The sequence below is a fragment of the Curtobacterium sp. MCLR17_036 genome, assembly GCF_003234445.2.
Classification (GTDB): domain Bacteria; phylum Actinomycetota; class Actinomycetes; order Actinomycetales; family Microbacteriaceae; genus Curtobacterium.
Genome location: NZ_CP126269.1, coordinates 14,126 through 28,512 on the forward strand (window position 1 = coordinate 14,126; position 14,387 = coordinate 28,512).

Genomic DNA, 14,387 nt, shown 5'->3' on the forward strand with positions numbered 1-14,387 from the left:
TTCGTCGTGTACGGGCGTCCGTCGGCACCGCAGCGCGCACCGGGCGTCGGTCGGCACCGGCACCGGCACCGGCACCGGCACCGGCACCAGCACGGCACCGCGGACAGCGGTTGCGCGCCGCATCAGCGCGGCTGCGGCGCTCGTCGACGCCGCCGCAGGAGACGGCCTGCCGGGTGGTCAGCGGCACGTCGGACGCGCTTTCCACACGTCCCAGCAAAGTTATCCACACCTGGGGACAACCCGGTGAGTTACACCGGTGTGATTATCCCCACTGTGGAATCAGGTGTGGATAACTCCCGGGCCCGGGTGTGGAGGGAGCTGTGGACAGTGTGCACAACTGTGGACAGATGAGGACAACCCGCCGTTCGGCACGGGATCTGGCGGACGAGCCCCCGTGAAGCTGTGGAGAACGACGACGCCCGCCGCACCTTTCGGTGCGACGGGCGTCGGGAGGTGTGTTGCTCGGTGTCAGCGCCACCGAGTGGTCATGAGGAAGCCGATGAACATGATGCCGAAGCCGATGAGGATGTTCCACGAGCCGAGGCTCGGGACGGGCAGCATCGCGTTCGAGATGTAGAAGACGATGACCCAGATGAGTCCGAGCAGCATGAAGCCGAACATGACCGGCTTGAACCACACCGGGTTGGGGGCGTCCCCCGCGGTGTCGACCGAGTCGGCTCGGGTCCTCCGGGCGGGCTTGGTGCGGTCCTTGTCCTTGGCCATGGCCGGTATCCTACCGTGACGGCGTCCGTGGTCCATCCGCGGACGGACCACACATTCCCCCACGAGTACGGTGATCGACCATGACCAGGATCCTCGTCGTCGACAACTACGACAGCTTCGTCTACACGCTGAACGGGTACGTCCAGCAGCTCGGAGCGGAGACCGACGTGGTGCGGAACGACGCGTTCCCGGAGTCCGAGATCGCCGACCGCCTCGCCGAGTACGACGGTGTCCTGCTCTCCCCGGGCCCGGGCACGCCGGCGGACGCCGGGGTCTCCATCGCGACCGTCCACGCCGCGATCGAGGCCGAGACGCCGTTGCTCGGGGTGTGCCTCGGCCACCAGGCCATCGCGGAGGCGCTCGGTGCCACGGTCACGCACGCCGAGGAACTCATGCACGGCAAGACGTCGCAGGTCGACCACGACGACAGCGTGCTGTTCGCCGGGGTCCCGCACCCCTTCACCGCCACGCGGTACCACTCGCTCGCCATCGTGGACGGCACCGTCCCGGAGGAGCTCACCGTCACGGCCCGCACCGGTGGCGGCGTCATCATGGGCGTGCAGCACCGGGACCACCCGGTCTACGGCGTGCAGTTCCACCCCGAGTCGGTCCTCACCGAGGGTGGTTACCGCATGGTCGGCAACTGGCTCGAGACGGCCGGCCTCGACGGTGCCGTCGAGCGGGCGGACGGACTCGGTCCGCTGATCGCCGCACACCGGGGCTGACGCCCCGGCGGGACGGCACCGGCCTGCGTCAGGCTCGGTCGCCGCTCCGTGTCACCGTCGGGACCCGGTCAGGCGGGTTCCGGTCGGGAGGCCCGCCCTGCGTCCGACGAGCGGACATCGTCCCGCGGGTGGTCGGGTCAGTCGTCGTCGCCGCCACGGTCGCCGGGACCGTTGTTGTTGCCCTGCCCGTTCCCCGGCCCCCGGTCGTTGCCCGACCCGCTGTCCGAGGTGGGCGTCTGCGCCGGCTCGTTCGGTGCCGCGCAGTAGGTCAGCGTCACGGAGCTGCCCTGCGGCACGTCGCCCGCCGGGGTGTCCTGCTGGGTGACCAGGTTGCCCGCGCACGAGGTGTCCGGCGCCGGGTTCACCGTCAGCCCGAGCTGCTGCAGCTCGCTCTGGGCGTCGGGGAACGGCTTCTGCCGGACGTCGGTCAACTGGACCTTGCCGTTCGACACCGTCAGGTCGATCACGAGGCCCTTGCTGTGCATCGTGCCGGATCCGGGGTCGGCGCTCAGGACCGTGCCCGCGGGCGAGTCCTTCGAGTAGTCGCTCGTGATGGCTCCGACGCGGAACCCGGCCGCCGTCAGCGCCTGCTCGGCGTCGGCCTGTGACTGCCCGTCGACGGACGGCACGGCGATCCGTTCCGGTCCGATCGAGATGACGACGTCGACGTTGGTGCGCCGTCCGACGTTGACGCCCGAGCCGGGGTCGGTGCGGATGACCCGGCCCTTGTCGACGTCGTCGGAGTTCTCCTCGACGCGGACGGCGGTGAGCTCCTGCTTCGCGAGTGCGGCCTTCGCCCCGTCGAAGGTCTGGCCGGCCACGCTCGGCACGCTCACCGACGAGGAGACCGGCGGCTTGCCGGGCTGCAGGTTCGCGACGAAGAAGACGACCGCCACGATGACCGCGACGGTGAGCAGGATGCCGACCCAGATCCACGCGACCGGCGGACGGTTCTGCGTGCGCTGGGGCCGGTGCTCCGCCGTGTCGTCGTCGAGCTCGCGGAAGGCGGACGCGGCGTTGGTCGTGGTCCGGGGGTCCACGCCGAACAGCATCGTGGACGCGTCGTTCGCGGCGTTCTGCTGGAGCTTCTTGGTCGAGGTGGGGATCCGACCGGCAGCGGCCTGCTGCAGGTCCGTGCGGAACTCGGCGGCGTTCTGGAACCGGCGCGTCCGGTCCTTCACGAGCGCGTGCAGGGTCACGGCGTCGAGCGCGGGCGACACCTCGGGCGAGATGGTCGACGGTGCGACGGGCTGCTCGCTGACGTGCTGGTAGGCGACGGCCACCGGGGTGTCGCCCTGGAACGGCGCACGCCCGGTCAGCAGCTCGAACAGGACCACGCCGGTCGAGTACAGGTCGGTGCGGGCGTCGACGGTCTCGCCGCGGGCCTGCTCGGGCGAGAAGTACGACGCCGTCCCGAGGATCGAGGTGGTCTGCGCGACGGTGGCCGAGGTGTCGGTGATGGCCCGGGCGATGCCGAAGTCCATGACCTTGACCTGGCCGCTGTGCGTGACCATGACGTTGGCGGGCTTGATGTCGCGGTGCACGACACCGGCGCGGTGGGAGTACTCGAGCGCGGTGAGGATGCCCTCGGTGATGCGCACGGCCTCGGCCGGCGCGACCGCTCCCTCGGCGATGATGTCGGAGACCGGACGGCCCTCGACGTACTCCATGACGATGAAGGGGACCTGCACCTCGGCGCCCGAGGACTCGCGGACGGTCTCCTCGCCGGCGTCGTACACGCGGACGACGGTCGGGTGCGCCATGCGCGCGGCCGCCTGGGCCTCTTGCCGGAAGCGGGTGCGGAACGCGGGGTCGTTCGCCAGGCTCGGCTTCAACAGCTTCACCGCGACCTTGCGCCCGAGGCGGGTGTCGTTGCCCAGGTGCACCGTGGCCATGCCGCCACGACCGATGACGTCACCGATCTCGTAGCGGTTGGCGAGGAGCGTGATCCCCGCGGTCACACCTTCTGGCACGTACTCCTCCGTCTGTCGGTCCGAGCCAGTGTACGGCAGCCGAACCTGGTCGAACCCTGGCCACCGAGGGGTCGGCCGAACCGTTACCGAACAGTGTCAACAGCCCCGAACGGGGGTCGGTCAGTTGCCGTCCATCGGGCCGCCCTGGCTGGGGTTGGTGCCCTCCTCGGGGTCCGTCGGAGTCGGCTCCTCGGTCGCCTGGGTCCACTCGACCTGGGCTCCCGGCGACGACTCCGAGACCACGGTGGTGCTCGACTGCGGCGACTTGCAGGTCACCTTGTACGACAGGGTCACCGTGCCGGGCTGGGCCGCGGCGACCGTCACGGCCGTGCCCGACGTCGTGCCGGAGCTGCTGCCGGTCGACGGGACCGTGCCGTTGTCGATCGTGTACGTGTAGGTCACGTCGGTGTACCCGGCGGGGCACTTGTCGTACGAGGGCCAGCTGAAGGTCGTGCGGCCGGAGGCGCTGACGTCGCCGCCGTTCGCCCGCTCGGGCGTCTCGGCGGTCAGTACCTCGCCGAAGGCCTTGATGGTGACCGTCGTGCCGGGTTCGAGGCTGCCCTCCGGACCGAGCGACTCGACGGTGCCGACCTGGTCGGTCGAGGTGGCGTTCGAACCGTCGACCACGTCGGCCTGCAGGCCCTTGGCGCGCAGCTGGTTCGCGACGTCCTGGGCGTTCTGGCCGGTGTAGTCGGCGGCGTTCACCGTGATCCGGGTGTCGACGGGCGTCTGGGACGGGGTCTCCGACGGCGTGGGCGTCGGCTTGGGCGGACGGGACGCCGCCGACGACCGGGTGGGCTCCGGCTCCGGTTCCGAGCTCGTCACCGCGTAGGCGATGCCGCCGGCGATGGCGAGCAGGACCACGATGCCGACGAGCCACCAGATCCAGGCGCGCTTCTTCCTCGGTTCCTCTGCGTCGTCGGTGACGGGCGACCGGGGGGTCCCTGGGCCGCCGACCATCGCGCCCGCCTGGGTGCCGATGAGCGCGGTGGCGGCGTCGTTCCCCTGGGCGGGCGGCGGGTTGAACGCCACCGTGCCGTCCTGGGCGATCGCCGGCACGGCCACCGTGGCGGCCGCGACGTCGCCACGGCGGAGCGCCTGCGCGGCACGGGCGAGGTTCGCCGCGGTCGCGGGACGGTCCGCGGGCTTCTTCGCGATGCAGGACAGCACGAGGGCGGAGACGGGCGCCGGGATGTCGCCGGGCAGTGCCGGCGGCTGCTCGTTGATGTGCGCCATCGCGATCGCGACCTGCGACTCGCCCGTGAAGGGGCGACGGCCGGCCAGTGCCTCGTACGCGACGATGCCGAGCGAGTAGATGTCGGTCGAGGGCGAGGCGGGGTGGCCGCTCGCCTGCTCGGGCGACAGGTACTGCACGGTGCCCATGACCTGGCCGGTCGCGGTGAGCGGGACCTGGTCGGCGATCCGGGCGATGCCGAAGTCGGTGATCTTGACGCGGCCGTCCGGCGTGATGAGCAGGTTGCCGGGCTTGATGTCGCGGTGGACGAGGCCGACGGCGTGGGCGGCCTGCAGGGCGTTCGCGGTCTGCGCCACGATGTCGAGCACCTTGTCGACCGGCAGCGTGTGCTCGCGCTCGATCATGGTCGAGAGCGCTTCGCCGGGGACGAGCTCCATCACCAGGTAGGCGCTGCCGTCCTCCTCGCCGTAGTCGAAGACGTTGGCGATGCCCTCGTGGTTGACGAGGGCAGCGTGCCGGGCCTCGGCGCGGAAGCGCTCGAGGAACCCGGGGTCACCGAGGTACTCGTCCTTGAGGATCTTGAGTGCGACGGTCCGGCCGATGACGAGGTCGGTCGCCTGCCACACCTCTCCCATGCCGCCGATGGCGACCCGGGACGAGAGCTGGTACCGCCCACCGAAGGTGAGTCCGCTGGTGGGTCTCATTTGTTCAGCACCGCCTCCATGACTTTCTTCGCGACCGGGGCCGCGACCGTGTTGCCGACTCCGGACTGCCCGAGCCCGCCGCCGTTCCCGACGACGACCGCGACGGCCACCTCGGGGTCCTTGGCGGGCGCGAACCCCGTGAACCAGAGTGTGTAGGGGGCACCCGTGCCGCCTTCGGCGGTGCCCGTCTTCCCGGCGACGTCGACACCGTCGATCTTCGCATTGGTCCCGGTCCCGCCGCTGACGACGCTCTGCATCGCCTCGGTCAGGTCGGCCGACTCGGAGGACGACAGCGGATCACTGTACTGCCTCGGCGAGAAGGACTCGACCGTCTTCAGGTCGCTCGTGGTGATCGAGTCCACCAGGGACGGCTGCATCACCGTGCCGCCGTTCGCGATGCCGGCCGAGACCATGGCCATCTGCAGCGGCGAGACGCGGACGCTCGCCTGACCGAAGGCGCTGAGCATGAGGGTGGCGGTCGAGTCGACGTCCGGGTACTGACTGGCCGTCGCGCGCATCGGGACCTCGATCGCGTCGCCGAAGCCGTACTCGTCGGCCATGCTCTTGATGGCGTCGTACCCGAGCTTCTGGCCGAGCTCGGCGAACGGGATGTTGCACGAGTACTGGATGGCGGTCCGCAGCTTCACCTTGTCGCCGCCGCCGCAGGTGCCGCCCTCGGCGTTGTTGATGTACGTGCTCGTGCCGGGCAGCTGCAGCCGCGACGGGTTCGGGAACTCGGAGTCGAGGTCGTACTTGCCGTCCTTGAGGGCGGCGGACGCGACGACGAGCTTGAAGACCGATCCGGGCGTGTACAGGTCGCCGCCGATGGCGCGGTTCTGCAGCGGGGCGGTCTCGGCGCCGAGCAGGGCGTCGTACTGCTCCTTGACCTTCGCAGTGTCGTGCGAGGTGAGCGCGTTCGGGTCGTACGCCGGCTTCGACACCATGGCGAGGATCTTGCCGGTCTTCGGCTGGATCGCGACCACGGCGCCCGTGTTGTCACCGAGGGCGTCGTAGGCGGCCTGCTGCACGTCCGGGTCGATGGTCAGGTTGACGTTGTCGCCCTGGACGTCCTGGCCGGTGAGGATCGAGTTGAGGTTCTGGAAGAACGAGGCGTCCGAGTTGCCGGAGAGCACGGTGTTCTCGGCGCTCTCGATGCCGGTGTTGCCCTGGCCGATCGTGAAGTAGCCGGTGACGGCCGAGTACAGCGCACCGTTCGTGTACTTGCGCTGGTACTGGTACTGGTCGTCGACCGGGGTCGACTCGGCGATCGGGCTGCCGTCGACGAGGATCGCTCCGCGCTTGGTCGAGTAACTGGCCAGGATGGTTCGGGAGTTGCGGGAGTCGGCGCGGAGCTGCTCGGCCGAGAAGAACTGGATGGACGTCGTCGACACGAAGAGCGCGACGAACATGAGCACGATGACGGTCGAGACACCGCGGAGCTGCCGGTTCATCGACGACGCTCCTTCCTGGTCCGCCCGCTCGCGGCGGGGATCGCGCCCTGCTGGACGCGTTGTTCGGCTGGGATGGAATCGGTCAGGCGCAGCAGCATCGCGGCGATGATCCAGTTCGCGATGAGGGAGGAACCACCGGCTGCCATGAACGGCGTGGTCAGACCCGTCACCGGGATGATCCGGGTGATGCCGCCGACGACGACGAACACCTGCAGGGCGATGATGAACCCGAAGCCGACGCCGAGCAGCTTGCCGAAGTCGTCCTGCGCCATGAAGCCGACGCGGAGGCCGCGCGAGGCCAGCACGATGAAGAGCGCGAGGATCGCGAAGACACCGATCAACCCGAGTTCCTCGCCGAGCGAGGCGACGATGTAGTCGGCGTTGGCGACCGGCGTGATGTAGGGCCGGCCCTGGCCGAGCCCGGTGCCGGTGATCCCGCCGTTCGCGAAGCCGAACAGGCCCTGCACGAGCTGGTAGCTGCCCTGCGTCTGCCGGGCGAAGATCTCCTGGTCGAACGGGTCGAGCCACTGCTCGAACCGGCCGTGCACGTACTCGAGGACGCTCTGCGCGACGAGGGCACCGCCGATGAACAGCGTCAGGCCGATGAGCACCCAGCTCAGTCGGGCCGTGGCGACGTAGATCATGACGAGGAACAGGCCGAAGTACAGCAGCGCGGTGCCGAGGTCGCGCTGGAACACCAGCACGGCCATCGCGGCGCCCCACATCACCAGGATCGGACCGAGGTCGCGGGCACGGGGGAACGTCATGCCGGCGAACTTCTTGCCGACGATCGACAGCGAGTCGCGTGCGGTGACGAGGTAGCCGGCGAAGAACAGCGCCATGGTGATCTTCGCGAGCTCACCGGGCTGGAACGAGAACGGGCCGATCCTGATCCAGACCCGGGCGCCACCGATGTTCGTCCCGATGCCGGGCAGCATCGGCAGGAGCAGCAGGACGATCGTCAGCGCCATGAAGATGTAGCGGTACCGCTGCAGGAACCGGTGGTTCCGGACGAGGAGCAGGGTGGCGATCGCGAGGACCATCGCGAGCATCGTCCAGACGATCTGCTTGACGCCGATGGCGTCCCAGCCGGACAGGCCGTTGTGCACGTCGATGCGGTAGATCTCGGCGATGCCGATGCCGTTGAGCACGAGGGCGATCGGCAGGATGAACGGGTCGGCGTTCTTCGCCACGACCCGGAGCACGACGTGCATCACGAGTCCGAGTCCGAGGATCCCCGCACCGACCCAGAGCACGGACGTGTCGAACAGCTCGCCCTTGGTGCCGAGCTGCACGAGCACCATGGCGCCGGCGCAGATGCCGCACGCGATGACCAGGAGCACGAGCTCGAGGTTGCGGGCGCGTGCCGGTTCGCGGAGCTTGATCGTGATCGCCTGCGTGAAGGACTGCGCGGTCGCGGCGCTCATCGCGGGCTCCGGGTCGAGGTCGGCCGCGGGGTGCGGGTCGACGTCGGCGAGGACGTGGGGGTGGGCGACGCCGTCTGGTTCCCGTCACCACCGGTGCCGGCCTGGTCCTGGCCGGTCTCGGCTGCCTTCCGCAGGCGGTCGACGATGTCGCGGGCGTCGGTGAGCGACTGGGCGTTGATCGTGGAGCGGACGTTCTCGCGGGTGTAGTCGGGCAGCGACGACACCGTGATGTCGGTGTCCTCGTAGACGTCGGACAACGCGATCGGGCCGATCGACTGCTGGACGCCCTTGTAGATGGCGACGGTCCCGCGGTCGGTGCCGACGTAGTAGTGGTCCTGCGTGATCCGCCAACCGACGAAGACCGCGCCGACCAGGACGGCGACGGCGAGCACGAGGGCGACGGTCCACGAGACCCGACGTCGGATGCGCCGCCGGCGGTCCTCCGCGATGAGCTCGGCGAAGAACTGGTCGGACTCCGGCTCGAAGTGCGAGTCCTCGGGGGCGGTGGTGACCTTGAGCGGGTGCAGCAGGATCGTGGGGAGGCGGATCGGCTTGCGGCCGGTCGACGCCTCGAAGGTCAGCGGTGCGGCGGCCGAGCCGACGGTGGTCGCGGCGTCGTCCTCGTCGTCGACGTCCTCGGCGGTGACGTCCATGACGACGACGGTGACGTTGTCCGGTGCGCCGTGGTCGAGCGTCTCCTTGACGAGGCGCTGCGTCACCTGGTTGGCGTCCATCGTCGAGGCGAGCGCGTGACGGATGCGCTCCTCGGCGAGGTAGGACGAGAGTCCGTCCGAGCAGAGCAGCCAGCGGTCGCCCGGCTGGATGTCCATGATCGCCGTGTCGACCTCGGGCGCGGCGTCGACGTCGCCGAGCACGCGCATGAGGACGGAGCGGCGGGGGTGCACGGCGGCTTCCTCCGGCGTGATGCGGCCGCTGTCGACGAGGCGCTGCACGAAGGTGTGGTCCGAGGTGATCTGCTGCAGCTCGCCGTCGCGGAGCCGGTAGATGCGGGAGTCGCCGATGTGTGCGATCGCGATCTGGTCCCCGACCCGGATCATCGCGGAGACGGTGGTGCCCATCCCGGTGAGCTCCTGGTGCTCGAACACCGTCTCGGTGATGAGCTGGTTGGCCGCGATGAGGGCCGACTGCAGGGCGAACTCGGCGTCGTGCGCCGAGGGGAACTCGCGGTCGACCTCACGGATGCGCCGGATGGCGATGGCCGAGGCGACGTCGCCGCCGGCGTGCCCGCCCATGCCGTCGGCGACCGCGAACAGGTGGGCGCCGGCGTAGCCGGAGTCCTGGTTGTTCGCGCGGATGCGCCCGACGTGGGACACAGCGGCGCTCAGCGTCCGAGCGGTCATGCCGGGTTACCGCCGCAGCTCGAACGTCGTCGTCCCGATCGTGATCGGCGTGCGCTCCGGCACGATGACGGGAGCGCTCACCTGCTGACCGTTGACGAAGGTGCCGTTCGTGGACTCGAGGTCCGTCAGGAGCCAGCCGTCGGCCCGCAGGTCGAGGCGGGCGTGGTTGGTGGACGTGTAGTCGTCGCGGATGACGACGTTCGACTCGCTGGAGCGGCCGATCGTGATCGGCCCGCCGCCGAGCGGCATCTCCATGCCCTCACGGGCGCCCTCGGTGATGACGAGGCGGGTCGCGGCCGGCGCGGACGACTGCTGCGCGGTGCCGGGCTGGCCGATCAGGTCGGTGAACGCACCGCTGGAGACGGGGCCGGGAGCGGCTGCCGCGGGGATGGTGGGGGTGGTCGGCCCCGACGGGGCGGCCTTGGGGTCGGTGGGGATCGTGCGCACGCGCTGACCGAAGAGGTCGCTGCGGAGCGCGAAGACGATCACGAAGACGAACAGCCAGAGCACCGCGAGGAACGCGAAGCGCAGGACGAGCAGGGTCAGCCCTGTTGTCATCGACTACCTCCGTCGTTCTCGGGGATCACCCGGAACACCATACGGGTACGACCGATCTCGATGGTGGAGTCCGGCTCCACGATCGCCTGCTGGAAGTGCTGCCCGTTCAGCTTCGAGCCGTTCGTCGAGCCGAGGTCGGTGGCCTGCGCGTGCTTGCCGTCCCAGACCACCTCGACGTGCTTCCGGCTCGTCCCGGTGTCGGCGATCGTGATGTCGGCGTCGCTGCCGCGGCCGATCACCGTGCGGCCGCGCTGCAGCCGGTGCCGCTGGGAACCGATGTCGAGCACGGCGATCCATGCGACGTCGCGCTGCACCGTCGTGGAGTCGATCTGCAGGATGCCGGTCGACAGGGTGCCGTCCTGCTGCAGCCGGATCGTGACGGGCCCGGAGAACGAGTAGTTCTGGGCGACGGCGTGCTGGTGGGCGAGTTGCGTGAGCTCGTCGACGAGCGGCTGGCCGACGTCGTGCATCCGGGTGAAGTCCGGCGGGGCGAGGCGGACCGTGAACTCGTTCGGCACGAGGATCCGCTCGCGGGAGACCACCGCGGCCTTCGTGTCGAGCTCGCGACGGAGTGCGCTGGAGATCTCGACGGGTTGCACACCGGAGCGGAAGGTCTTCGCGAAGGCGCCGTTGACGGCACGCTCCAACCCCCGCTCGAAGTTGTCCAACAGGCCCATGCGTCTCCAGTGTCTCGGTCGTCTGACCACTGCATGGTAGTGGTTGGCGTCGGGCGCCGTCTGTGCGTGATAGTGTTTCGGGGCTGGCGCGAGTGGCGGAATTGGTAGACGCGCACGGTTCAGGTCCGTGTGCTGGAAACGGCGTGGGGGTTCAAGTCCCCCCTCGCGCACCAGGCAGAACGAAGAAGGCCCCCGGAGGAATCCGGGGGCCTTCTCCGTTCAAGGCCGACTCGCGTCGAGGACGCGACCCGTTCCGAACGGGAGGCCCGTGGCGGCGCCGCGCCGTGCCTCCCGTCCGCCGTGTGGCTGGTCTCGACCGCCCGCTCGCCGCCCGACCGGACGGCCTGCTGAACGGCGGTCGTGCGGGTCCGCGTAGCGTGCGCCGCATGAGCGACACGACACCGGACGGTTCGAGCGACCCCACCGAGGCACAGCAGCAGTACACCGAGGACCTGCCGGACGGGTCGCCGACGGGCGACGCGACCAAGGACCCCGCGCAGGACAGCGACACGGACTCCGGCGGCGAGCCCGCCGACCCGCAGTAGCGGCGACCGACCGACGGACAGGAGGCGCGGTGCCCGACGGCACCGCGCCTCCTGTCCCGTTCCGTGGACCGTATGCGGTCAGGAGTTGTCGATCACGCGGACGTAGTCGACCTTCATCTGCTGCGGGAACTGCGTCGACCCGTCCGGGTAGCCGGGCCAGTTGCCGCCCACCGCCAGGTTCAGCACGATGAAGAACGGCTTGTCGAACACCCACGGGTTGCCGCGGGTGTCGGCCGGGGTCACCGTCTTGTACGCCACGCCGTCGACGGATCAGGTGACCGACCCAGGCTTCCAGTCGACCGCGAAGGTGTGGAAGGTGTCCGCGAACGACCAGCCCTGGGGGTGCTGGTACGACGACGTGAGCCCGGCGCCGCCGGAGTACCCGGGGCCGTGGACGGTGCCGTGCACCGTCGCGGGCTCGTACCCGACGTTCTCCATCACGTCGACCTCACCCGAGTTCGGCCAGCCCACCTGGGGCAGGTCGGCGCCGAGCATCCAGAACGCGGGCCAGATGCCCTGCCCGCGTGGGATCTGGATGCGGGCCTCGACCCGGCCGTACTGCGGCGTGTACTTGCCCTGCGTGGTGAGGCGGGCACTCGTGTACGAGCCGTCCGACTCGCGCTTCGCCGTGATGACCAGGTTGCCCTGGCCGTCGAGCGCCGAGTTGTCGCGCGAGTCGGTGTAGTTCTCGAGCTCGTTGTTGCCCCACCCGCCGACACCGGTCTCGTTGGTCCACGCCGACCGGTCCGGGGCGCTGCCCGCCGGGCCGTCGAAGTCCTGGGACCACACGACGTCGCCCGCGGCGGCGCTCGCCGGCGACGCCGCCTGCAGAGCCGGGGTGACGCCGAGTGCGAGGGCCGCCGCGCCGGCGACCGTGAGTGCGACGAGACGTCGCGTCCTGCTGCTGGTGTTCGTCATCGTCCCTCCCGGGATCAGTTGTACGAGGCGAGTCGGTTCGGAGCGGTGTTGCCCGCGGGGGTCGGGACGGCACCGCCGACGCCGTTCACGACGCTCGAGATGGTCCCGGTGTCCCCGAGGGAGACCGTGACGAGCCCGTGCGCCTTCACGCCGGCCGTCTGCGGGAACTCGAACGCCCGGTCGGCGTGCACCGACGGGTTCGTGTTGAAGAAGCAGTAGACGCCGCCGCCCCAGACCTCGTGGTTCGTGACGTTCGACGCGACCTTGTACGCCGCGTAGCCGGCACCGGTCGGGCTCTGCCACGAGGCGTTGTCCGGCACGTCGTACGGCATCTCGTTCTGGAAGAAGATCGTCCGGCCGTTGTTGCCGTTCCACTGCACTTCGTACTTCTGGTAGTGCTCGACGAAGAGGCCGGTGGCCAGGACGTCGTTGCCGTTGACCTCGACACCGGTCGCGCCGGTGTTCACCGTCCAGCCCGTGGCCGCACCACCGTGGTCGGCGCGCCAGGCCCAGATGTGGTCGACGAGGGTGTCGTCGGCGTTGACCTGCAGCGTCGTGGTGGCCTTGCCCTGGATGCTCGAGCCGACGCGGAAGAACACGTCCTGGATGCTCTGCGGGTCGGCGGCGTGGTCGACGTGCGAACCGCTCGTGCCGAGCCGGACGAGCTGGGCGCTGTTCTGCGTGCCGGCGTCGACGACGAGGTTCGAGACGTTCACCCCGGCGACGTCGGTCGATGTCAGGACCGCGTTGCCCTTCGTCGGCACGAGGGTCGGGAAGCCGATGCCGGTGACGACGGTGTCGGCACGGGTGACGGCGATGGGGGCGTCGAGCTGGTAGGTGCCCGGCGTGAAGAACAGGTTGAGCCCCTGCGACAGCGCGCTGTTGATCGTCGCCGCCGAGTCACCCGGGTGGGCGACGTAGAAGTTCCGCATCGGGATGTCGGTGCCGCCGGTGTTCGGCCACGTGACGCCGGTCGAGTTCTGCTTCAGCGACGGGACGAACACGTGGTACTTGTTCGACGAGTCGACGTACAGGTACGGCTTCTCACGCGTGGTCGGCGTGGTGGCCAGCGTCGTGTAGCTCTTCGAGAAGTCGTTCGCGGGGGCGCCCTGCACACCCGAGAACGTCATGTTCCAGTTGCCGCCCTGCCACGAGCCGATCGTGGAGTTGCGGGTGTACCACTGCTGCTGCGACCCGGAGGTCACCGTGCCGTCGACCTTCGAGTCGGCGATGTAGCCGCCGGACGAGTAGCCCTGGCCACCGTCCTGGTTCGACGGCCCCATCGTCAGGTTGCCCTTGACGTGCACGCGGCGCATCGGCGCGGCCTGCGACACCGCCCAGCGGTCCGTGCCGCCCTCCGGCACGATCGCCAGGTTCTCGACCGAGCGCCAGAAGTTCTGCGTCGCGTTCTTCTCGTCGCCGGCGTTCCAGCCGGAGTCGACGTTGACGGCGCCGTTGATCGTGACGTCGTCGGGGTTCTTCCCGAGTCCCACCACCGAGGTGTAGAAGCCGAGGTTCGCCCAGACGCGCCCGTAGGAGCCGGGCTTGAACAGGAAGGCGTGCCGCTGCTGCCCGAACTGTGCGCTCGGGTTGCGGAGTTGGGCGTTGAACGCGGCGTCGACGTCGGCCTGGATGGTCGACGCCGGTACCGATGGATCGTAGATCGTGACGCTGCTCCCGAAGTCCGGGGTGTCGCTCGTGGTCACCGCCTGGGCCGGGCCCGCCGGGGCCACGACCCCGACGATCCCGACGCTCACGGCCATCGCGAGGAGCGTGCTCATCCGTCGTTGCATGATGCTCGATTCGTCCGCGTACGGCTCCGTTGCCGCACGCAACAGACGGTAGACCTGTCCGTCGGCTCAGGCAGTCGGCGCATCGGCGGACCAGTCCGTCCCCCGGACGGGGGGGTGCAGCCTGCTGGTCCTGTCCGTGCAGGACCCGGACGACGTCGACCTGGAGTTCGCCGCGCCCCGACCGTGGAGGCCCGGCGCCCGGCGCCCGGTGCGTGCGGCCCGTGGTGTCCGCTTGCCGCACGCCGGACCGGGATCCTGCGGATCGTCCTGGACGTCGCGGCGTTGGCTGTCCGACGGCAGACCACGTCGGTCGTCCGGCGTCAGACGGCGTCGGTGG

At 69.9% G+C, this 14,387-nt stretch carries 13 protein-coding genes and 1 tRNA gene; 3 read left to right on the top strand and 11 right to left on the bottom strand.

Annotated features, from left to right (window positions below):
- Positions 1-468: 468 nt before the first annotated feature.
- A complete protein-coding gene (locus DEI99_RS00070; RefSeq protein ID WP_071258594.1) occupies positions 469-723 on the bottom strand; it encodes a cell division protein CrgA in 255 nt (84 codons plus the stop codon).
- Between the two features lie 80 nt (positions 724-803).
- On the opposite strand from DEI99_RS00070, the gene DEI99_RS00075 reads away from it, so the two are divergent.
- Positions 804-1,448, top strand: coding sequence for an anthranilate synthase component II (locus DEI99_RS00075; protein WP_071297568.1), 645 nt, complete (start codon positions 804-806; stop codon positions 1,446-1,448).
- 137 nt (positions 1,449-1,585) lie between these two features.
- Here the strand turns inward: DEI99_RS00075 and pknB are convergent, their stop codons facing one another.
- The 7 genes from pknB to DEI99_RS00110 form a co-directional block, all read right to left on the bottom strand.
- Positions 1,586-3,421: a Stk1 family PASTA domain-containing Ser/Thr kinase gene (pknB, locus tag DEI99_RS00080; protein ID WP_258369391.1), complete on the bottom strand. Its 1,836-nt coding sequence runs from the start codon at positions 3,419-3,421 to the stop codon at positions 1,586-1,588.
- Positions 3,422-3,541: 120 nt separating this feature from the next.
- Entirely contained in the window at positions 3,542-5,320 is a 1,779-nt protein-coding gene (locus DEI99_RS00085) for a protein kinase domain-containing protein (RefSeq protein WP_111041742.1), read from the bottom strand.
- Positions 5,317-6,771 (bottom strand): peptidoglycan D,D-transpeptidase FtsI family protein, encoded by a 1,455-nt coding sequence (locus tag DEI99_RS00090; RefSeq protein ID WP_071258555.1) that lies wholly within the window; start codon positions 6,769-6,771, stop codon positions 5,317-5,319. Before DEI99_RS00090 ends, DEI99_RS00085 begins: the two co-directional genes overlap by 4 nt.
- Positions 6,768-8,198 carry an FtsW/RodA/SpoVE family cell cycle protein gene (locus DEI99_RS00095; protein WP_111041741.1) on the bottom strand — a complete coding sequence of 477 codons (1,431 nt, stop codon included), beginning with the start codon at positions 8,196-8,198 and terminating at the stop codon, positions 6,768-6,770. Before DEI99_RS00095 ends, DEI99_RS00090 begins: the two co-directional genes overlap by 4 nt.
- Positions 8,195-9,559 carry a Stp1/IreP family PP2C-type Ser/Thr phosphatase gene (locus DEI99_RS00100; protein WP_111041740.1) on the bottom strand — a complete coding sequence of 455 codons (1,365 nt, stop codon included), beginning with the start codon at positions 9,557-9,559 and terminating at the stop codon, positions 8,195-8,197. The genes DEI99_RS00095 and DEI99_RS00100 overlap by 4 nt, the downstream gene beginning before the upstream one ends.
- A gap of 6 nt (positions 9,560-9,565) precedes the next feature.
- The gene (locus tag DEI99_RS00105) at positions 9,566-10,117 is read right to left on the bottom strand and encodes an FHA domain-containing protein FhaB/FipA (protein WP_284180895.1); all 552 of its coding nucleotides are present in this window, start codon (positions 10,115-10,117) and stop codon (positions 9,566-9,568) included.
- Entirely contained in the window at positions 10,114-10,794 is a 681-nt protein-coding gene (locus tag DEI99_RS00110) for an FHA domain-containing protein (protein WP_111042704.1), read from the bottom strand. Before DEI99_RS00110 ends, DEI99_RS00105 begins: the two co-directional genes overlap by 4 nt.
- 86 nt (positions 10,795-10,880) lie before the next feature.
- Here DEI99_RS00110 and DEI99_RS00115 point away from each other — a divergent pair.
- Together DEI99_RS00115 and DEI99_RS00120 are read left to right on the top strand one after the other, a co-directional pair.
- Positions 10,881-10,967 (top strand) — tRNA-Leu (locus DEI99_RS00115).
- Between the two features lie 213 nt (positions 10,968-11,180).
- Positions 11,181-11,339 carry a hypothetical protein gene (locus DEI99_RS00120; protein WP_181434508.1) on the top strand — a complete coding sequence of 53 codons (159 nt, stop codon included), beginning with the start codon at positions 11,181-11,183 and terminating at the stop codon, positions 11,337-11,339.
- A 78-nt stretch (positions 11,340-11,417) separates the two neighbouring features.
- On the opposite strand, the gene DEI99_RS17195 is transcribed toward DEI99_RS00120, so the two are convergent.
- The 3 genes from DEI99_RS17195 to DEI99_RS00130 are packed head-to-tail and all read right to left on the bottom strand — an operon-like array spanning position 11,418 to position 14,038.
- Positions 11,418-11,597, bottom strand: a complete 180-nt coding sequence (locus DEI99_RS17195) for a glycoside hydrolase family 16 protein (RefSeq protein ID WP_349774917.1) — start codon at positions 11,595-11,597, stop codon at positions 11,418-11,420.
- A 12-nt stretch (positions 11,598-11,609) separates the two neighbouring features.
- Positions 11,610-12,257: a glycoside hydrolase family 16 protein gene (locus DEI99_RS00125; RefSeq protein ID WP_349774918.1), complete on the bottom strand. Its 648-nt coding sequence runs from the start codon at positions 12,255-12,257 to the stop codon at positions 11,610-11,612.
- A gap of 14 nt (positions 12,258-12,271) precedes the next feature.
- Positions 12,272-14,038: a pectate lyase-like domain-containing protein gene (locus DEI99_RS00130; RefSeq protein WP_111042702.1), complete on the bottom strand. Its 1,767-nt coding sequence runs from the start codon at positions 14,036-14,038 to the stop codon at positions 12,272-12,274.
- Positions 14,039-14,387 lie beyond the last annotated feature (349 nt).